General features: G+C 37.3%; 19 protein-coding genes, 11 tRNA genes, 1 rRNA gene and 1 pseudogene. 30 read left to right on the plus strand and 2 right to left on the minus strand.

What is annotated here, in order from left to right; genetic code table 11:
• Positions 1 to 594 precede the first annotated feature (594 nt).
• The 3 genes from uvsE (at position 595) to ACEWK1_RS14235 (ending at position 3,630) form a co-directional block, all read left to right on the plus strand.
• Positions 595 to 1,560, plus strand: a complete 966-nt coding sequence (gene uvsE, locus ACEWK1_RS14225) for a UV DNA damage repair endonuclease UvsE (protein WP_121664236.1) — start codon at positions 595 to 597, stop codon at positions 1,558 to 1,560.
• A gap of 161 nt (positions 1,561 to 1,721) precedes the next feature.
• Positions 1,722 to 2,201 carry a PH domain-containing protein gene (locus ACEWK1_RS14230; protein WP_121664237.1) on the plus strand — a complete coding sequence of 160 codons (480 nt, stop codon included), beginning with the start codon at positions 1,722 to 1,724 and terminating at the stop codon, positions 2,199 to 2,201.
• Positions 2,191 to 3,630, plus strand: coding sequence for a PH domain-containing protein (locus tag ACEWK1_RS14235; protein ID WP_416636413.1), 1,440 nt, complete (start codon positions 2,191 to 2,193; stop codon positions 3,628 to 3,630). The genes ACEWK1_RS14230 and ACEWK1_RS14235 overlap by 11 nt, the downstream gene beginning before the upstream one ends.
• 170 nt (positions 3,631 to 3,800) lie before the next feature.
• Here ACEWK1_RS14235 and ACEWK1_RS14240 read toward each other — a convergent pair.
• Positions 3,801 to 4,394: pseudogene (locus ACEWK1_RS14240) on the minus strand (rhomboid family intramembrane serine protease); the annotation flags it as partial.
• A gap of 133 nt (positions 4,395 to 4,527) precedes the next feature.
• Here ACEWK1_RS14240 and acpS point away from each other — a divergent pair.
• From acpS to ACEWK1_RS14310, 14 genes are all read left to right on the plus strand, one after another.
• A complete protein-coding gene (gene acpS, locus ACEWK1_RS14245; RefSeq protein WP_121664240.1) occupies positions 4,528 to 4,893 on the plus strand; it encodes a holo-ACP synthase in 366 nt (121 codons plus the stop codon).
• Between the two features lie 215 nt (positions 4,894 to 5,108).
• A complete protein-coding gene (locus tag ACEWK1_RS14250; protein ID WP_121664241.1) occupies positions 5,109 to 6,128 on the plus strand; it encodes a LolA family protein in 1,020 nt (339 codons plus the stop codon).
• Between the two features lie 265 nt (positions 6,129 to 6,393).
• Positions 6,394 to 7,539 (plus strand): alanine racemase, encoded by a 1,146-nt coding sequence (gene alr / locus ACEWK1_RS14255; protein ID WP_416636414.1) that lies wholly within the window; start codon positions 6,394 to 6,396, stop codon positions 7,537 to 7,539.
• Between the two features lie 411 nt (positions 7,540 to 7,950).
• Complete coding sequence (locus tag ACEWK1_RS14260; RefSeq protein ID WP_098797598.1) at positions 7,951 to 8,232, plus strand: CopG family ribbon-helix-helix protein; 282 nt, start codon at positions 7,951 to 7,953, stop codon at positions 8,230 to 8,232.
• A gap of 4 nt (positions 8,233 to 8,236) precedes the next feature.
• On the plus strand, positions 8,237 to 8,587 hold the full coding sequence (ndoA, locus tag ACEWK1_RS14265) for a type II toxin-antitoxin system endoribonuclease NdoA (RefSeq protein ID WP_026562078.1): 351 nt from the start codon (positions 8,237 to 8,239) through the stop codon (positions 8,585 to 8,587).
• Positions 8,588 to 8,939: 352 nt separating this feature from the next.
• Positions 8,940 to 9,770, plus strand: a complete 831-nt coding sequence (locus ACEWK1_RS14270) for an STAS domain-containing protein (protein WP_121664243.1) — start codon at positions 8,940 to 8,942, stop codon at positions 9,768 to 9,770.
• Between the two features lie 3 nt (positions 9,771 to 9,773).
• Positions 9,774 to 10,136 carry an STAS domain-containing protein gene (locus ACEWK1_RS14275; protein ID WP_098797600.1) on the plus strand — a complete coding sequence of 121 codons (363 nt, stop codon included), beginning with the start codon at positions 9,774 to 9,776 and terminating at the stop codon, positions 10,134 to 10,136.
• A 3-nt stretch (positions 10,137 to 10,139) separates the two neighbouring features.
• Positions 10,140 to 10,541 carry an anti-sigma regulatory factor gene (locus ACEWK1_RS14280; protein WP_098797601.1) on the plus strand — a complete coding sequence of 134 codons (402 nt, stop codon included), beginning with the start codon at positions 10,140 to 10,142 and terminating at the stop codon, positions 10,539 to 10,541.
• A 10-nt stretch (positions 10,542 to 10,551) separates the two neighbouring features.
• A complete protein-coding gene (locus ACEWK1_RS14285; protein WP_121664244.1) occupies positions 10,552 to 11,559 on the plus strand; it encodes a PP2C family protein-serine/threonine phosphatase in 1,008 nt (335 codons plus the stop codon).
• A gap of 55 nt (positions 11,560 to 11,614) precedes the next feature.
• Positions 11,615 to 11,947 carry an anti-sigma factor antagonist gene (locus tag ACEWK1_RS14290; RefSeq protein ID WP_121664245.1) on the plus strand — a complete coding sequence of 111 codons (333 nt, stop codon included), beginning with the start codon at positions 11,615 to 11,617 and terminating at the stop codon, positions 11,945 to 11,947.
• A complete protein-coding gene (rsbW, locus tag ACEWK1_RS14295; protein ID WP_121664246.1) occupies positions 11,944 to 12,426 on the plus strand; it encodes an anti-sigma B factor RsbW in 483 nt (160 codons plus the stop codon). The genes ACEWK1_RS14290 and rsbW overlap by 4 nt, the downstream gene beginning before the upstream one ends.
• On the plus strand, positions 12,392 to 13,183 hold the full coding sequence (gene sigB, locus ACEWK1_RS14300; protein WP_121664247.1) for an RNA polymerase sigma factor SigB: 792 nt from the start codon (positions 12,392 to 12,394) through the stop codon (positions 13,181 to 13,183). The genes rsbW and sigB overlap by 35 nt, the downstream gene beginning before the upstream one ends.
• Positions 13,180 to 13,779, plus strand: coding sequence for a PP2C family serine/threonine-protein phosphatase (locus ACEWK1_RS14305; protein ID WP_121664248.1), 600 nt, complete (start codon positions 13,180 to 13,182; stop codon positions 13,777 to 13,779). The genes sigB and ACEWK1_RS14305 overlap by 4 nt, the downstream gene beginning before the upstream one ends.
• Positions 13,780 to 13,923: 144 nt before the next feature.
• On the plus strand, positions 13,924 to 16,086 hold the full coding sequence (locus tag ACEWK1_RS14310) for a Tex family protein (RefSeq protein ID WP_416636415.1): 2,163 nt from the start codon (positions 13,924 to 13,926) through the stop codon (positions 16,084 to 16,086).
• A gap of 34 nt (positions 16,087 to 16,120) precedes the next feature.
• On the opposite strand, the gene cmpA is transcribed toward ACEWK1_RS14310, so the two are convergent.
• A complete protein-coding gene (gene cmpA, locus ACEWK1_RS14315; RefSeq protein ID WP_098799762.1) occupies positions 16,121 to 16,234 on the minus strand; it encodes a cortex morphogenetic protein CmpA in 114 nt (37 codons plus the stop codon).
• Between the two features lie 93 nt (positions 16,235 to 16,327).
• Between cmpA and ACEWK1_RS14320 the strand changes: the two genes are divergently transcribed.
• From ACEWK1_RS14320 to ACEWK1_RS14380, 13 genes are all read left to right on the plus strand, one after another.
• On the plus strand, positions 16,328 to 16,792 hold the full coding sequence (locus ACEWK1_RS14320) for a SprT family protein (protein WP_121664250.1): 465 nt from the start codon (positions 16,328 to 16,330) through the stop codon (positions 16,790 to 16,792).
• A 124-nt stretch (positions 16,793 to 16,916) separates the two neighbouring features.
• Positions 16,917 to 16,991, plus strand: a tRNA-Asn gene (locus tag ACEWK1_RS14325).
• Between the two features lie 3 nt (positions 16,992 to 16,994).
• Positions 16,995 to 17,085, plus strand: a tRNA-Ser gene (locus ACEWK1_RS14330).
• Between the two features lie 9 nt (positions 17,086 to 17,094).
• A tRNA-Glu gene (locus tag ACEWK1_RS14335) sits at positions 17,095 to 17,166 on the plus strand.
• 133 nt (positions 17,167 to 17,299) lie between these two features.
• A tRNA-Asp gene (locus tag ACEWK1_RS14340) sits at positions 17,300 to 17,376 on the plus strand.
• A gap of 100 nt (positions 17,377 to 17,476) precedes the next feature.
• Positions 17,477 to 17,551, plus strand: a tRNA-Gln gene (locus ACEWK1_RS14345).
• A 132-nt stretch (positions 17,552 to 17,683) separates the two neighbouring features.
• Positions 17,684 to 17,759 (plus strand) — tRNA-Lys (locus tag ACEWK1_RS14350).
• A 12-nt stretch (positions 17,760 to 17,771) separates the two neighbouring features.
• Positions 17,772 to 17,857 (plus strand) — tRNA-Leu (locus tag ACEWK1_RS14355).
• Between the two features lie 30 nt (positions 17,858 to 17,887).
• A tRNA-Leu gene (locus ACEWK1_RS14360) sits at positions 17,888 to 17,973 on the plus strand.
• Between the two features lie 96 nt (positions 17,974 to 18,069).
• Positions 18,070 to 18,146: transfer RNA gene (locus tag ACEWK1_RS14365), tRNA-Arg, on the plus strand.
• Between the two features lie 4 nt (positions 18,147 to 18,150).
• Positions 18,151 to 18,227 (plus strand) — tRNA-Pro (locus ACEWK1_RS14370).
• Positions 18,228 to 18,240: 13 nt separating this feature from the next.
• Positions 18,241 to 18,314: transfer RNA gene (locus tag ACEWK1_RS14375), tRNA-Gly, on the plus strand.
• Positions 18,315 to 18,420: 106 nt separating this feature from the next.
• Positions 18,421 to 18,478 (plus strand): 16S ribosomal RNA (locus tag ACEWK1_RS14380); the annotation flags it as partial.

Here is an 18,478-nt window from a genome sequence, read left to right on the forward strand (position 1 = left end):
ACAAACGACAAAAGAGGTGAGAAAGAGCGGGTAGTGTCGTTCATGAAGGGGATGAACGACAAAAGAGGTAAGGAGAGAGCAGGTAGTGTCGTTCATGAACCGAATGAAGACCACCCCCCGCAAGAAATCGCGCCCCACCGGTCTTCATAAGCCAAATGAAGACCACCCCCCGCAAGAAATCGCACTCCACCGGTCTTCATAAGCCGAATGAAGACCACCCCCCGCAAGAAATCGCGCCTCACCGGTCTTCATAAGCGGAATGAAGACCACCCCCCAGTCAAGGAATCGCACTCCACCGGTCTTCATAAGTCAAATGAAGACCACCCCCCGCAAGAAATCGCGCGCCACCGGTCATCATAGCCCGAATGAAGACCACCCCCCGCAAAGAATCGTGCGCCACCGGTCATCATAGCCCGAATGAAGACCACCCCCACCGGTCTTCATAACCCGAATGAAGTCCACCTCCCACCAAAACCCCAGTTAGAATAGAAGTTTCTACACAAATAAAAACCGTCCCCACAGCCAACTCCCCTACTCAAAATATCTACTTAGGGCAAGCTATACCTACACACTATTCCTTAAGAGGTGACAAACATGACAATTGTACGGTTAGGGTATGTGGCAATGAGTATGAACTTACAAAACTGCTCACCCTCTCAAACCATGACTTTTACACAGTTTCAAAAAATTAAGGACAGGGAAGCTGCGATAGAGAAGTTAGAAAAGATAGCTCAATCAAATATTCAAAACTGTTTAAGGTTGCTAAAGCATAATGTGGCACACGATATTCATTTTTTTCGTTTTAGCTCAAAGTTGATTCCTTTGGCTAATCATGAAGAACTTCGAGATTGGAAATATATGAGCAACTTAGATGAATCCTTAGCTGAAATAGGGGAGTATCTTAAAAAACATCCTATGCGTGTTGGCTTTCATCCCGATCATTTTGTTGTATTGAATTCTACTCAAAAAGAAATTATGAAAATGTCTTTAAAGACTTTACATATGCATGAGATGCTATTAAAAGGAATGGGGATAGATCCTGAGCATCGATGTGTGATTCATATTGGTGGAGCATATGATGACAAGTTAAAATCACTCGAGCAATTTATTCATAATTGGGGTTTGATTCCACTATCATTACAAAGAATGCTTATCTTTGAAAATGATGATACTACCTTTGACTTAAGTGATGCTCTTTATTTATGTGAAAAGCTTGGTGTTCCACAGGTGTTTGACTACCACCATCATTTAGCTTTCCATGAGGATCCTGATTGGGAACAGCATTGGGACCGTATTGTTGGAACTTGGAAGGAATCTACCCTTCCTATAAAAATGCACATCTCAAGCCCTAAAAATGAGAAGGACTTTCGAGCACATGCAGATTATATTGATCCAAACATGTTCCTAACGTTTTTACACACTGTAAAAGGAAGCATTGATCAAATTGATTGCATGATTGAAGCAAAGCAAAAGGATAATGCCCTTTTTCAGTTAGTTTCCGATTTGAAGTCTCATTCAGAAATTGAATGGATTGATCAATCATCCTTTAAGATAAAATAAAGGAATTATTTACATGGTGGTAACAAATAGAAAGATCCCATTATGCTATAATAAATGGGATTATTTTCATTTAGAAAATACTAGAGAACAAGTGTTGAAACGGCTGCTTTCCACAAGCATACGTAATTTTCATTATAATTTTTAAAAAGGGAGAGAGAGGGTTGAGAGAACAGCCGAAAAATCAAATTAGTAAAAAGGCATTAACAGCTTGGAAGATGGGTGCTTTAATTAGTGCAGGTTTTTGGTTACTCATTGTAGTCGCCATTGGAGTAGGTATTTATTTTCTGGAATTATCGTATTGGTTCCTAGGATTAGCTGCAGCTGTTTGGGTGGTTTATACAATCATCAGTGTTTTGGTCATCCCGAGGGTAAGGCACCGTGTTTGGAGATATGAGGTTCATGAACATGAAATTGATTTGCAGTTTGGACTTTTTGTAATAAAAAGAGTATTAATCCCGATGGTGAGGGTTCAGCATGTTGATACTCACCAAGGTCCTTTGTTACGGAGATATAAATTAGCTTCAATCGAAATTTCTACCGCTGCAACTAAGCATGAGATACCAGCATTAGATTTAGAAGAAGCAGATCTTATGCGGGATCATATCTCAAAGTTGGCGAGGGTGACAGACGATGATGTTTGAGCCTAAAAGAATTCACCCAGTAGGGATGATTTTAAGCTTTGCAAGAATGATAAAGTCATATATAATTCCTGCTATTGTTTTCTTCTTTGTTGGTAGTAATGATCGGTTTGATCTTTATTTTATCATTGGTGGATGCTGTTTAGCCCTTCTTATTGTTGTAACAAGTATATTGGAGTGGTGGAAGTTTACATATTGGTTTGAAGATGGTGAATTGAGAATCAAGCACGGAATTTTTGTGACAAAGAAAAGGTACATTCCGATTGAACGAATTCAAACGATTAATATTAGTGCGGGGATTGTTCAACAACTGTTCCGACTTGTAAAGGTCCAGGTTGAAACTGCTGGAACTGGAATAGAAGCTGAAGCTGTTTTATCTGCCATAAAAAAACAAGATGCCGACCGAATTCAAGAAGTGTTAGCGGAGTATAAGCAGGAAATAAAAAAACCTTCTCTAATAGAAGAAGATCAAACAATTCCACAAGAGCAGACTGTTTATAAAATGAAAATGAAAGATCTTTTAGTTGCTGCATCTACGTCGAGTGGAATAGGAGTAATTATTTCAGCAGTTGCTGCTTTTGTATCGCAATTCGATGAATTGATCTCGTTTGAGGAAATTTTTGAGCGATTTGAATTTCTTACACATGCAAGTATTACTTTGTATGCCATTTTAGTATTTATTGGTTTTTTTATTGCTTGGATCTTAAGTATTATTGGTGTGTTATTAAAATATGCGTACTTTACAGTTGTTAAAGAGGAAGATGAAATTAGGATTTCCAGAGGGATCTTTGAAAAAAGCCAAGTATCCATTCCGTTAAAACGAATTCAAGCAATTAAAATTGTGCAAAACCCGCTAAGGCAACTGCTTGGCTATAAAACCGTTTATATAGAAAGTGCAGGAGGTAGTGCAGTTGATGAGGGCACTTCCACAATTCTATTTCCGGTTGTCTCTAAGCACGAAGTTTCAATGTTAATGGAACAGTTTGTACCATTATTTAAACAAAATAGCCGGTTGCACCGTTTACCTATAAGATCAAAGAAAAGGTATATGATAAGGAAAGTGCTACCTGCAATTGCATTAATACTTCCGCTTATTTATTTTTTTCAACCATGGGGATATACTTCACTTATTCTCATTCCAATTTGTTTAGTGTGGGGGTACTATTCATATAAAGATGCAGGCTGGAATATAGAAGGTGATCAGATGCAGTTAGCATTTCGAAGGGTGTCTAAAACAGATATTCTAGTTTATCGAAATCGTCTGCAGTCTGTGAAAACGAAAACCTCCTATTTCCAAAAGAAATATTCACTCCAAACATTTGAGTGTACGATAAAAACCGGACTGGTTGGAAACAGCTTTCCCGTCAAAGATATGGATAATCGGGATACGGACAAAATCATTTCTTGGTATTCTTATGAAACAGGAAAATAAACAGACACAGCCATATAGCGGCTGTGTCTGTTTTTTACGCTAATCTAAAATCTAAAAAACAATCCAATTAAAATTAGGATGCCGAAAATAATCCAAAAGAGTGTTCTGAGGTTTAAAGAAAAAACATTTGTCTTCCGAGCTGTGTTAGGTGTGTGAAAAGATTGATAAGAATAATGTCTTGGTTTTTTTATTAAAATAGGTGAAAGTAAAAACCCGCCTATCATCCCAAAAATGTGCGCGACAACATTTATATTTGTATTGATAAAAGTCATAATAAGACCGATGACTAAAATACTAATAATAATTTGAGTGTTTGCTTGATCAATGATTCCTTTTCTGAAATACACCATAAATAAGTAAGCTCCAAATAAACCGAAAATAGCACCAGAAGCCCCGATATGAGAATATTGAAGGGGCTCAATGATATAGGTCGCAACACTTGCAATAACTCCGGCACCTACATATAAAAGAATAAACTTGGCTTTCCCAATCATCTTCTCAAGGGCAGGTGCAAATAAAATAAGTGAGATTGTATTAAAAAACAAATGGCCAAATCCAATATGAAGAAAGATTGGTGTAATTAGTCGCCAATACTCTCCATTTGCAATTCCCGCGTTAAAGCCATCTAATAATCCCAATAATATTTGTAACTGAGGAATTGGCACCTGAAAGAGAACCCAAAATAAGATGTGAATGCCAACAATAATGGAAACAATAGGATATAATTGTAAAAAGGTGCGGAAATTCTCTGTTCTAGTAAACATAAATGTCCTCCTTTGGATCATTTCTGATATGTTGTTTTAATCATTAGTGTTCAAGTATGCTTTTATACTAACACGAATATGTACGAGTTCTAGGAAATAGTACTATTAAGGCTTGGAAGGTGTTGTTATACATATGATTACAGGAATTGGTTTAGATATCATTGAATTGGATCGCATTAGAAGAATTGTTGATCGTCAGCCAGGTTTTATTAAGCGAATATTAACAATGAAAGAAATTGAGAAGTTTGCTACTTTATCTAGGGAAAGAAAAGTAGAGTTTTTAGCTGGACGTTTTGCTGTAAAGGAAGCATATTCAAAAGCGTTAGGGACGGGAATTGGGGAAGAGATTGGATTTCAAGACATTGAAATAACAAATGATGATAAAGGAAAGCCGAGTATTGAAATTCTAAAGGATACAGCCCGGGATTCTGTTGTTCATGTATCAATTACACATTCAAGACAATATGCTGCTGCTCAAGTAATAATAGAAGGTAAATAAAAGACCCTATGCTTTTTGAATAATTTTATAGCTAGTCTGCATATTCGGAAAGTTTGTCTCATATATTTGGTAATGCGATAGGGAAGACAAGTTGTTTTTAAGAATCCATCTTTCAGCGTTCTCGGATTTAACGGAGTCTAGTAGTTGAATGAGATGAGATCTAGCAAAACATTTCTTCCTTTTTAACGTTATATGAGGCAAAGGGGTTGAAAAAGTTGAAAAAAAGCTTTGTGTTATTATTAGTAGGGCTTTTAACAGTACTTGTTCTAGCGGGATGTGGTGAAAAATCACAGGCAGATGTAGTTCAGGCGTTAGAAAAGAAGATTGATGAAATGTCAGGGTATAAGGCAAAAGGAAAGATGACACTTCAAACAGGTAGTGATCCACAGGAATATGAAATTGAAATTTGGCATAAAAATCCTTCTTACTACCGAGTAAATCTTAAGAATTCGCAGAAAGAACAAAGTCAAATGATCTTGCGTAATGACGAAGGGGTATTTGTATTAACTCCAGCACTAAATAAAAGCTTCCGTTTCCAAAGTGACTGGCCACAAAATAGCAGTCAGGCATATTTATATGAATCTTTAGTAAGTGATATTTTGAAAGATGCTGAAGCGAAGTTTTCTGCTGCTGAAGATAAGTATGTTTTTGAAACGAAAACAAATTATCAAAACAATAAAATGCTACCTGCACAAGAAATTACATTTAACAAGAAAGATTTAACTCCAACAATGGTCAAGGTGATGGATACAGACCGAAATCCACTTGTTGTTGTAGAATTCTCAAGCTTTGAATTTAATGCATCTTTTGATGAAAATTCATTTGATGTAGAGAAAAATATGTCAAGTGCTCAAATTGAAGTTCCAACAATGGCTACTGGTGACCGCGAACCATTCGCTGTTAAGTATCCTTTAGAACAACCAAACGGTGTGAAACTACTTGAGGAATCAGAAGTTGAAACTGAAAGTGGTAAACGTGTTATTTTATCATTCGGTGGAGAAAAGTCATTTACGCTTATTCAAGAAACAGCTGAAATTGCAACACCTGCATCTGCTTCTACATCAACATACGTAGATGGTTATCCGGCGGATTTAGGCTTCACAATTGGTGCTATGTCAGAATCTACATTAACATGGTCACATGATGGAGTAGATTATATGTTAGCATCTGAAGATTTAACAGAAGATGAGATGTTAATGGTTGCTAAATCTGTACAAGGGCAAACAGCCAAATAATCCTTTTCGGGTGGGGAATCCACCCGATTTTTTTATCATTCTCCACATTGTGAAACTTGCCCAACTTAGGCAAGATTTTTATATGTTCCAGGAGTTACTCCTAATTTCCAAGGTTAATTTACCCCTTTTTCATATTTTTACTCCTATTAATTTGACAATTCTGTCCTTTAGTCGAGATAATCACAATATAAAAGTAAAATAACTGGATAACTGTACAAACTTAATATGTTTGCTTAACAGTCAATATAGGTAAGGAAGTGGAGTAATGCAACCGGGTTTTTTTCGTGATACATGGGTTGAAGTAAATCTAGATGCAATTGAACATAATGTTCGTTTAATGAAACAATATATAGGTGAAGAGGTTCATTTAATTGCGGTAGTAAAGGCAAATGCTTATGGTCATGGGGCTAAGCAAGTAGCAGAGACTGCATTAAAATCTGGTGCAACCATGCTTGCAGTTGCTTTTTTAGATGAGGCAATATCATTACGCAATCAAGGTATACAAGCACCAATTTTAGTGATGGGAGCCATTAGAGCCTCAGATGTTGACATTGTTGAAAAACATAAACTAACAGTGACTGTATTTTCGTTAACTTGGCTAAAAGAAGCAGAAGGCTGTATTCAAGATTTCATTGATCTTCATATAAAAGTAGATACAGGTATGGGGCGTCTTGGCGTTCAGGATGAAAATGAACTCATAGACATTTTTAATTTTGCGGAAGAATCAAATCGTTTTCATGTTAAAGGCATTTATACACATTTCGCAACAGCAGATGAAAATGACTCATCTTATTTTCTAACACAATATGATAAATTTGAAAAAATGATTTCAACCGTACCGAATCATCGTCTGTTCGTTCATTGTGCAAACAGTGCTACAGGATTAAAATTTCCATCAAAGGTATATAATGCGGTCAGATTTGGGATATCTATGTATGGGTTATCTCCTTCACCGGAGATGAAAAGTGAACTTCCATTTTCCTTACAAGAGGCATTTTCTCTACAAACAAAATTAGTTCACGTAAAGAAAGTTACAAAAGGGACGAAAATCAGTTATGGAGCAACATATGAAGCTAAAGAAGAAGAATGGATTGGAACTTTACCAATTGGTTATGCTGATGGATGGATAAGAAAGTTAAAAGATGCAGAAGTAATTATTCAAAATAAGCGTGTACCTTTGGTAGGTCGGATCTGCATGGATCAATGTATGGTCAAGCTTCCATATGAAATACCTGTAGGAACAAACGTTACGCTAATTGGTAAGCAGGATCATGAGAACATCACGATTGATGAGATAGCAAAGCGTCTGGATACAATAAATTATGAGGTGCCATGTACAATTACTTCACGTGTTCCCCGTATGTATATAAAAGATGAGTGTATAATTGAAGTGAGTAATCCTCTTTTATGAAATATGCCCAACGAATAGAAACTTTTCAAATGTCATCAAAAAAATGAATAATAATCCTTTACATGACCATAATAGAGAAGGGTAAATTTTCAGTTTGGTGTCTCTGTTAATAGAGCAGCCCACAGATGAATTGAAGACAAAGAGCGTCTTCCATTCATTTGCGTCTTATGCTAGTCGGGGCTTTAGCAAGGTGCTTGCGCTTTTCTTAAATAAAATTGTGATAAAAGAGTAAAACAGTCATATAGTCATTAGAGTGAGCCTTCAATATCGAAAAGTTGTATGTATTTATGCCTAAAAGGCTTTACAAATGCCGCTTTCTAGTGAAAATACTTTGCATCTTTGAAAGTAAATGTTATTATTAAATTTGGAATGAATATAATAGGATGGTAAGTTTGGTGGAGGTGTATGTTTGTGTCTGAATCCAGCGCAACAACAGAAATTTTAATTCAGTTACCTCAAGCATTAGTATCAGAATTGGATGTATTGGTAAAACAAGAGAACGGGAACAGAAACGAGCTTATTTATCAAGCGACAAAAATGTATATTCGTGAGCGTAAAAAGCGCCAAATTCGTGAGTCTATGAGACGTGGTTACATGGAAATGGCAAAAATCAATTTGAATATTGCATCTGAAGCATTTTTGGCAGAATCTGAGGCTGACCATACCGTTGAACGCTTAGTCAGCGGGGGTTAATCATTTGATTGTTAAACGAGGCGACGTTTATTTTGCCGATCTTTCTCCAGTTGTAGGTTCAGAGCAAGGTGGCGTACGTCCTGTATTAATTATTCAAAACGATATTGGGAACCGCTTTAGTCCTACAGTTATTATAGCGGCAATTACGGCCCAAATTCAAAAAGCAAAATTGCCAACTCATGTTGAGATTGATGCTAAGCGTTACGGGTTTGAAAGGGATTCGGTTATCCTGCTTGAACAGATTCGAACGATTGATAAACAAAGGCTTACTGATAAAATTACCCATCTTGATGATGAGATGATGGATAAAGTTGATGAAGCCTTACAAATAAGCTTAGGACTTATCGATTTTTAAATATCCTTATACAATAGAATATATGTTTTAAAAACTAAAAAGGTTGCCCGAAAAGCATCCTTTTTTATTTTTTTGACTTTGTTAAGTACGATGACGGATGACAGAAGACCTTTGTTTGAACAGGTGATTCTTTTTAAAATAACAATTGTTTTAACAGAGTCTCTATTTTTGTTTTGAAAGGTTCTTTTGTATATGGTTTTATCGTATCTATGTATACATGGTTGTCTTACTAAAGGTAAATCAAGGTAGCGCTTAAAAGAGTATTCTGTGTATTTCTTTTTTTTGTCCAAAGAAATCTGTATAATTAAAACGATGATATTGACCGTGAATTTTAAGGAGGAGTAACAGAACGATGAGTCAAGATTCTAATCCATTTTTGACATTTATTCAAACAAATAGAGAAGAACTGATTATAAAATGGGAAGAAAAAATGAAGAACGTAGATGACCAGAAGGTATCAAACGTTATTTCTGATCAAGTATATACAAATATTTGCAATGAATATATTAATATACTATTACATTATTTTAGAAATCCAGATGATGAGATTAATAGTAAGCTATCAGATTTTTCACAGAAAGTTGTTCAATTAGGATGGTCTCTTCGTTTTATTTCAACAAGTTTACAAGAAATGAGTAAGCTTTTATTTGAGTTGATGACAGTTGAGAACACTGATGAGGAGAAAATGGCGTTAGTCTGGGCATTTGATAAGTGGATTGCTCCAATTAACAGTGAAGTTCTTTATCAATATGCATCTTCATGGGAGCGTACTGTTTCTCTTCAAAAGATAGCTTTACAAGAATTATCTGCCCCACTTATACCGGTTTTTGATAATATTACCGTTATGCCTTTAGTAGGAACAATTGATACTGAGAGAGCAAAACGAATTATGGAGAACTTGCTGCAAGGTGTTGTAAAGCATCGCGCTGAGGTTGTTTTAATTGATATTACGGGAGTTCCAGTTGTTGATACAATGGTAGCTCACCATATTATTCAGGCATCTGAAGCAGTAAGATTAGTTGGCGCAAAATGTTTATTGGTTGGGATAAGACCAGAAATTGCTCAAACAATTGTCAACCTGGGAATTGATTTAAGTCAGGTTATTACAAAGAATAGTCTTCAAAAAGGAATAGAATCTGCATTGGAAATGACGAATCGTCAAATCGTATCCTTGGAGGAATAACTAATGAATGCTAGAATACCGATCTTAAAGCTTCATAATTGTTTGCTTATCTCAATTCAGTGGGAGTTAGATGACCAAACAGCTCTACAATTTCAGGAAGATCTTCTTCATAAGATACATGAGACAGGTGCAAATGGGGTTGTTATTGATTTAACATCAGTTGATGTTATCGATTCTTTCATCGCAAAGGTCCTGGGTGATGTAATTAGTATGTCGAAGCTTATGGGAGCAAAAGTTGTATTAACAGGAATACAGCCTGCTGTTGCCATTACATTAATTGAGTTAGGCATCCAGCTTGAGGATGTACAAACAGCTTTAGACCTAGAAAAAGGGCTTGAAACATTACAGCGGGAGTTGGGGGAGTAAAAAATGGAAAACCAATCCTGTGTTAAAATTGTCACCGAATGGGACATTGTAGCAGCCCGCCAACTTGGTCGGAATGTTGCAAAAGAGCTTGGCTTCGGTACAGTGGATCAAGCGAGAATTACTACTGCTATATCCGAACTAGCTCGTAATATATATCTATATGCAGGGCAAGGAGAAATGCGTATTGAGCGCATTAATGACCTTGGGAAAAGTGGTTTAAAAATAACAGCCATTGATAATGGACCGGGAATTCCTGATATTCGAAAAGTGATGGAAGATGGGTTTTCTACTTCTGGAGGATTAGGTGCAGGTTTGCCTGGAGTCAAACGTCTAATGGATGAATTTGATATTTCTTCCACTGTGGGCGAAGGAACAGATATTCAGGCGGTGAAATGGCTTCGGTAGGAGGACATAAATGGATTATCGTGATTTTCTTGAGACAAAATATTCGGAGCTATTAAGAAATTACTTAAATGAACAAACAGAAACAGCACTATATCAAGGACAAAAATTCAGTCGAAAAACGATTGAACATCAGATTCCACCTGAAGAAATCATTAGTACACATAGGAAAGTTCTTCAAGAGCTTTTCCCTGATATACAGCAAGAGGTTTTATCTTCATTAGACTTCCTGCTTGAGGTGATGATGGGATACGGATTAGCCTATCAAGAACATCAGAGCTTGAGGGACCAACAGCTAGAGATTAGATCTGAAATCCAAATTGCCGCAAATGTTCAGCAAACACTGTTAGAGACATCTGTTCCTACTATTGATTCTCTGGATATTGGAGCGATAAGTGTTCCTGCAAAGCAAATGAATGGGGATTATCATCACTTTGTTCAGGATGAACAAGGAATAAGTATCGCGGTGGCAGATGTTATTGGAAAAGGAATTCCGGCAGCATTGTGTATGTCTATGATTAAATATGCGATGGATAGTTTTCCGGAATCACGTAAAAATCCAAATCAAATCCTGGAGAATTTAAATAGAGTGGTTGAACGCAATGTAGATCCGAGCATGTTTATTACGATGTTTTACGGAATGTACAATACAGTCGATCACCTATTCACATATGCTTCAGCAGGGCATGAACCGGGGTTTTATTACCACTCCTCAACCAGAGAGTTTGAGGATCTCACTGCTAAGGGTCTTGTTTTAGGGATTGATCAAAACTACAAGTATAAGCAGTATCAGAAGAATGTTAAACCTGGAGATATGGTTGTCCTATTATCAGATGGCGTAACAGAATCTAGGACTGACGAAGGGTTTGTTGAAAGAACAGCAATTACAGATTTAATTCATCAGAATATAGATCTTCCGTCTCAGCAAATTGTAGAAAAAATCTACAGGCATTTTGAAAAAATGCAGGATTTCCAGTTAAGGGATGATTTTACGTTAATAATTATTAGAAGAATGGTTTAGTAGTATCTTTTACGGGGTATGTAATAGCATAAAAGTTCTTTTGAGGTGATAACGGGTGAATTTAAAAGTTGAAATAAATAAGCTTGGAGATCAAGCGATTGTCTCTGTCGCAGGTGAAATTGATGCTTATACAGCACCTAAGTTAAGAGAAGCCATCATACCATTAGCGGAAGAGCCGAATCCTAATATTACAATTAATTTAAAAAATGTATCTTATATGGATAGTACGGGTTTAGGTGTGTTTGTTGGGTTGTTAAAAAGCGTAAGAAAAAACGGCGGGCAGTTAAATTTAGTAGAATTATCAGATCGTCTGGAGCGCTTATTTAGTATTACTGGACTAAGTGACATCATTGATATATCTTCAAAATCAGAGGGTGGGGTACAATGAAGCAATTAGTAGATTATATAGAGATGAAGGTGCCAGCTAAACCAGAATATGTAGGTATCATTCGTTTAACCCTCTCTGGGATTGCTAGTAGAATGGGATATTCATATGATGATATTGAAGATTTGAAAATTGCTACAAGTGAAGCTTGTACAAATGCTGTTCAGCATGCATATAAGAACAATGAAGAGGGCGAAGTGGTCGTTGGATTTGGTTTATATGAAGATCGATTAGAAGTGATGATTGCTGATAATGGCAAAAGCTTTGATTTTGAGAAAACAAAAGATGAACTTGGTCCTTATTCTGCTTCAAGTCCAGTAGACCAACTTCCCGAAGGAGGTTTAGGTCTCTATTTGATGGAAACGCTCATGGATGAAGTCCGTGTCCATGTTAACGCTGGGGTAACGGTCTTCATGATCAAGTATTTAAGCGGGGAGCGAATAGATCATGGCACAACCATCTCAAAATATGAAGCTAACTAAAGAAGAGGTGAACGAGTTAATACTTGACTTTCAGAAAACGGAAAGTAAAGTAGCCCAGTTGGCACTCGTTGAACACTATACAGGTTTAGTTGAAACCTTAGCGAAGAAATATTCCAAAGGGAAAAGCTTTCATGAAGATCTTAGACAGGTGGGCATGATTGGTTTATTGGGCGCTATTAGAAGATATGACCCTTCTGTTGGAAAGCCGTTTGAAGCTTTTGCCATTCCAACAATAATTGGAGAAATCAAACGTTTCTTAAGAGATAAAACATGGAGTGTTCATGTTCCAAGAAGGATTAAAGAATTAGGACCCAAGATTAAGGCAGCTGTAGACAAGTTAACAAATGAAAATCAACGATCTCCACAAGTGAGGGAGATAGCAGAATATCTAGATGTAACTGAAGAGGAAGTATTAGAAACAATGGAAATGGGGAAAAGCTACCAGGCTTTATCGGTCGATCACTCTATTGAGGCTGATTCTGACGGGAGTACTGTCACCATTCTTGACATTGTTGGTTCACAAGAGCAGGGGTATGAAAAAGTGAATCAAAAACTAATGCTTCAGAGTGTATTGCATGTTTTATCAGATCGAGAAAAGGAAATTATCGAATGTACGTTTATTTTGAATAAAAGTCAAAAAGAAACTGGTGAACAGTTAGGTATCTCTCAAATGCATGTATCAAGGCTGCAAAGGAGAGCCATTCAAAAATTAAGAGAAGCATTGTCAAAAGACATGCCCCCGGAGTTAAATAAATGATTGTTCAAGATTATAATCAACATGTTCATACATTAGCATTTCAGTTACCAAAAGCAGGGAAATCGTGTTGTGGTGATAGCTTTTTTATAAAAGCAACAGACGAATATTTAATTTGTGCCTTAGCCGATGGATTAGGTAGTGGGGAACGGGCGAATGAATCCTCCGAGGCAATAAGTTCGTTAGTCGAAAAGAATGATGATAAAGATGTAGAAGACTTAATGAAATTATGTAATGAAGAGCTGAAAGATAAACGGGGAGCAACTGTTTCTATCTTAAAGGTAGACTTTAAGACAAGAGAATTTACCTATAGCTCCGTTGGGAATATACGCTTTATTCTTTGTGCGCCATCCGGGACTTATATATATCCTCTTCCGATATTAGGTTATCTTTCTGGTAAACCTCAAAAATATCGTACACAAACCTACACATATGAACAAGGTTCTAAGTTTATCATTCATACTGACGGATTAGTTCTTCCGGGGATCAAGACACTATTAAATAAAGGTGAATCTGTTGAAGATCTATCACGACAACTTGAAGACTATACAAAAACATTAAATGATGATTTAACATATATAGTCGGTCAGCTATTCTAAGGAAATAGTGAGCCGGCTATTTTTTATTTGCAAACTAGGACAATATTTTAAACTTAACATGGCGTTTATTTTAATAGAACAAATATATTTGGTAAAATGTTTACATGTGCTTGAAGGAATATAACTCAGTTGGAGGATTCGGATATGGAAGAAAAACAAACTAAAATCATGCAGCATATTAGCAAGGAGCTTGCGATCAATATAAAACAGGTTGCGAATGTTATTTCATTATTAGAAGAAGGCAATACAGTTCCATTTATTGCCCGTTATCGAAAAGAGCAAACTGGTGCATTGGATGAAGTGCAGATACGTGATATATCCGAGAAATGGACATACATACAAAACCTTGAAAATCGTAAAGAAGAAGTACTGCGTTTAATAGAAGAGCAAGGAAAATTAACTGAACAACTAGCTGTTGATATTAATAAAGCTATGAAGCTTCAACAGGTAGAAGATTTATATAGACCATATAAACAAAAGAGAAGAACAAAGGCGACAGTTGCAAAGGAAAAGGGGTTAGAGCCACTTGCCACTTGGATCCTAAGTTTGCCAGGTGAGGGGGATATCCAACTCAAGGCTAAGGAATTTATAAATGAAGAAAAAGGTGTAACAACAGTAGAAGAGGCTATACAAGGTGCACAAGATATTGTAGCAGAACAAATCTCAGATCAGCCGAAATATCGCCAATGGATTAGAGAGTTAACGTTCCGAAAAGGATCTATTTCTTCTGTTGCCAAGGATGAAGAAAAAGATGAGAAGAATGTTTATGAAATGTATTATGAGTACGAAGAGCCAATCCAGAAAATTGTTCCTCACCGGGTTTTGGCGATTAACCGAGGTGAAAAAGAAGATATATTGCGCATATCCCTTCAACCACCAACTGATCAGATATTAGATTACCTTCAAAAAGAAGAGTTGAAAGGGAAAAAATCGGTTGTGAATAATTTGGTGATTGAAACAATAGAAGATGCATATAAGCGTCTTATTCAACCATCAATTGAGCGTGAAATCAGAAAAGAGTTATCAGAAAAAGCAGAGGACCGTGCAATACATATTTTCTCTGAAAATCTAAGAAATCTACTTCTTCAACCACCATTGAAAGGAAGAATGGTGCTAGGTGTTGACCCTGCTTTTAGAACAGGCTGTAAATTAGCTGTTGTAGATCCGACTGGAAAAATGCTTCATATTGGAGTGGTATATCCACATCCACCTGTTAATAAGAAAGAACAAGCAAAAGAAAAGGTAATTGATGTTTTAAAGCAATTTAAAATAGAGGTTGTTGCAATCGGAAACGGAACGGCGTCAAGAGAAACAGAACAATTCATTGCAGATATATTAAGAGAATTATCTGGAGATATTTCATATCTTATCGTAAACGAAGCAGGTGCAAGTGTGTATTCGGCTTCAGAACTTGCTAGAGAAGAGTTCCCTGACTTACAGGTAGAAGAAAGAAGTGCAGTTTCCATTGCAAGAAGACTTCAGGATCCTTTGGCTGAACTAGTTAAGATTGATCCTAAATCAGTTGGTGTAGGGCAATATCAACATGATGTTTCACAAAAGAAATTAAATGAATCACTAACGTTTGTTGTTGAAACAGTCGTAAACCAGGTTGGAGTTAACGTAAATACTGCCTCGTCTTCCTTACTTCAGTATGTAGCTGGACTCAGTAAGGCAGTTGCAACCAATGTTGTGAAAAAAAGAGAAGAGTTAGGGAGATTCTCTAACCGTAAACAACTAAAAGATATCCCTCGTCTAGGAGCAAAAACATATGAGCAGTGTATTGGCTTCTTACGAGTTCTTGATGGAGATCATCCTTTAGATCGAACAAGTATTCACCCTGAACGCTATGGGGAAGTTGAAAAACTATTGAAGCAATTAAACGTATCTTTAGCCGATTTAGGAAGCGAAGAGTTAAAAGATAAAGTGAAAAACCTAAGTCTACAAGAAACAGCTGATGTATTATCAATTGGGGAGCTAACTCTAAAAGATATATGTGATGCATTAATTCGTCCAGAACGGGACCCTCGTGATGAAGTAGCTAAGCCTTTGTTAAAGAAGGATGTATTAAAACTGGAGGATTTGCAGCAAGGAATGGAGCTTCAAGGAACAGTTCGCAATGTTGTCGATTTTGGAGCATTTGTTGATATAGGCGTAAAACAGGATGGATTGGTGCATATTTCTAAACTTAGTCGTTCATTTGTAAAACACCCATTAGATGTTGTATCTGTAGGTGACGTTGTAACTGTTTGGGTGGACGATGTAGACTTTAAGAAAGGTCGAGTAGCACTTACTATGCTGAAGAGCTGAAGGTGAGTGAAGAAACCAAAAAGAAACACTGCTTTTAGGAGCAGTGTTTTTCTCTATAGAAAAACCAGCATTGATTAAGTAATTTTATTTGATAGCGATTTTTTTCTAAAAACGCCCGCTGCATTTGATTTTGTAACCAAGATGGCATTGCTCATACCTCCTTAACTATTATAATGGAGTATGGGTGTTTATAATGTATGCACTAGGCAAGTGTGGTGTTACATATATGGAGGAATTTTTCATGAATGATGATAAACTGCAACAATTGGTGGAAGACATTTCAATAAGCTTATTTAGAAAACCATTTAAGCATAAAGCAACCTTTAACAAAAGACTGAGAACAACCGGTGGAAGGTATATGCTAAGTACCCATAACATTGATATTAATCCGAAATATTTTCTTGAACATGGATTGGAAGAAATGATTGGGATCATTAAACATGAGCTTTGCCACTATCATCTTCATATAGAAGGAAAGGGATATAAGCACGGGGACGAAGACTTTAAATTATTATTAAAAGAAGTGGGTGCTCCTAGATTTTGTACGCCTTTAAAAACTGAATCTAAAAAAAGACAAGCTTCTCTCATCTACAAGTGTTCAGCTTGTCATCATGAGTACAAAAGAAAGAGAAAAGTAGACACAACACGTCTAGTTTGCGGCAAGTGTGCTGGTAAAATCTATCTTTTAAAAGGGGTTGACTCTTAAGTTGATACTATGTTAAATTATAAAAGCCGTCGTTGATGGCGGTTGAAAAACAAAGTTAAGTATAATGAATTCTTGACAAGACATGCTTGATTAAATATAATTAAAGAAGTCTGTTAGAAATTATTCCGCAGTAGCTCAGTGGTAGAGCTATCGGCTGTTAACCGATCGGTCGTAGGTTCGAGTCCTACCTGCGGAGCCATATGGGGAAGTACTCAAGAGGCTGAAGAGGCGCCCCTGCTAAGGGTGTAGGTCGCGTGAGCGGCGCGAGGGTTCAAATCCCTCCTTCTCCGCCATATTATAATGGCCCATTGGTCAAGCGGTTAAGACACCGCCCTTTCACGGCGGTAACACGGGTTCGAATCCCGTATGGGTCATAATTATATTTTAGAGAGTAGGAAGTGGGCACACTTGTAGCTCACCTCCTATTTTTTCTCTGGTATGATTAGTGTTGCTAGGTAATGAAACTTTAAGTTAAGGTGAGTTGTTTTCACTACGTGAAAAAACTTTGGTCCGGTAGTTCAGTTGGTTAGAATGCCTGCCTGTCACGCAGGAGGTCGCGGGTTCGAGTCCCGTCCGGACCGCCATTATTTATTGGTGAGAATTACCAGTTGTAATAACACTTAGAATTTGATACTATTAACTTCTTGTTGCTTTGACGATAAATGTCTAGTGACATAACTTCAGTGGGCTATAGCCAAGCGGTAAGGCATCGCACTTTGACTGCGACATGCGTTGGTTCGAATCCAGCTAGCCCAGCCATTTAAGCCATTAGCTCAGTTGGTAAAGGCGATCAAATATGCTACGAAGTGAAACTTCAGCACGCAGATCGAATTGTTCCTTGAAGAAACCTTCAGAGATTTAGTTGTCAAAACTAAGAGTATATTGAAAAAAGAGCCATTAGCTCAGTTGGTAGAGCATCTGACTTTTAATCAGAGGGTCGAAGGTTCGAGTCCTTCATGGCTCACCATTTACACACCTTGCGGGTGTGGCGGAATTGGCAGACGCGCTAGACTTAGGATCTAGTGTCCTTGTGACGTGGGGGTTCAAGTCCCTTCACCCGCACCAAAGTTTTTTAACATTATTAGAATTGATTTCGCGGTCGTGGCGGAATGGCAGACGCGCTAGGTTGAGGGCCTAGTGGGGGCGACCCCGTGGAGGTTCAAGTCCTCTCGGCCGCACCAGAACACACAAAAAAATATTTTTGTAAAAAGTATTGACTTGTTGGTTCTAAAGGTGTTATTATTGTAAAGTCGCTCGTTAATATAATTTAAAAAAATGCGCCCGTAGCTCAATTGGATAGAGCGTTTGACTACGGATCAAAAGGTTAGGGGTTCGACTCCTCTCGGGCGCGCCATATACGGGAAGTAGCTCAGCTTGGTAGAGCACTTGGTTTGGGACCAAGGGGTCGCAGGTTCGAATCCTGTCTTCCCGACCAGTCGAGTCACCTTGCGGGTGTAGTTTAGTGGTAAAACCTCAGCCTTCCAAGCTGATGATGAGGGTTCGATTCCCTTCACCCGCTCCAAAAAAATGATCTTTGAAAACTAAACAAAACCAAGCGTGCCAACGTTAATTTTGATTAACAAAAAACGTACTGTATAGTACAAAATTATATGAGCTATATCAACTCTTTATTGGAGAGTTTGATCCTGGCTCAGGACGAACGCTGGCGGCGTGCCTAATACATGC

Source organism: Metabacillus sp. YM-086, from assembly GCF_048059995.1.
In the GTDB taxonomy this organism is placed as follows: domain Bacteria; phylum Bacillota; class Bacilli; order Bacillales; family Bacillaceae; genus Metabacillus; species Metabacillus litoralis_B.

Excerpts from the sequence above, each read along its gene's own strand:
- uvsE (WP_121664236.1), top strand. The coding sequence starts at position 595 with ATGACAATTGTACGGTTAGGGTATGTGGCAATGAGTATGAACTTACAA.
- ACEWK1_RS14235 (WP_416636413.1), top strand. The coding sequence starts at position 2,191 with ATGATGTTTGAGCCTAAAAGAATTCACCCAGTAGGGATGATTTTAAGC.
- acpS (WP_121664240.1), top strand. The coding sequence starts at position 4,528 with ATGATTACAGGAATTGGTTTAGATATCATTGAATTGGATCGCATTAGA.
- alr (WP_416636414.1), top strand. The coding sequence starts at position 6,394 with ATGCAACCGGGTTTTTTTCGTGATACATGGGTTGAAGTAAATCTAGAT.
- ACEWK1_RS14270 (WP_121664243.1), top strand. The coding sequence starts at position 8,940 with ATGAGTCAAGATTCTAATCCATTTTTGACATTTATTCAAACAAATAGA.
- ACEWK1_RS14275 (WP_098797600.1), top strand. The coding sequence starts at position 9,774 with ATGAATGCTAGAATACCGATCTTAAAGCTTCATAATTGTTTGCTTATC.
- ACEWK1_RS14280 (WP_098797601.1), top strand. The coding sequence starts at position 10,140 with ATGGAAAACCAATCCTGTGTTAAAATTGTCACCGAATGGGACATTGTA.
- ACEWK1_RS14285 (WP_121664244.1), top strand. The coding sequence starts at position 10,552 with ATGGATTATCGTGATTTTCTTGAGACAAAATATTCGGAGCTATTAAGA.
- rsbW (WP_121664246.1), top strand. The coding sequence starts at position 11,944 with ATGAAGCAATTAGTAGATTATATAGAGATGAAGGTGCCAGCTAAACCA.
- sigB (WP_121664247.1), top strand. The coding sequence starts at position 12,392 with ATGGCACAACCATCTCAAAATATGAAGCTAACTAAAGAAGAGGTGAAC.
- ACEWK1_RS14305 (WP_121664248.1), top strand. The coding sequence starts at position 13,180 with ATGATTGTTCAAGATTATAATCAACATGTTCATACATTAGCATTTCAG.
- ACEWK1_RS14310 (WP_416636415.1), top strand. The coding sequence starts at position 13,924 with ATGGAAGAAAAACAAACTAAAATCATGCAGCATATTAGCAAGGAGCTT.
- cmpA (WP_098799762.1), bottom strand. The coding sequence starts at position 16,234 with ATGCCATCTTGGTTACAAAATCAAATGCAGCGGGCGTTTTTAGAAAAA.
- ACEWK1_RS14320 (WP_121664250.1), top strand. The coding sequence starts at position 16,328 with ATGAATGATGATAAACTGCAACAATTGGTGGAAGACATTTCAATAAGC.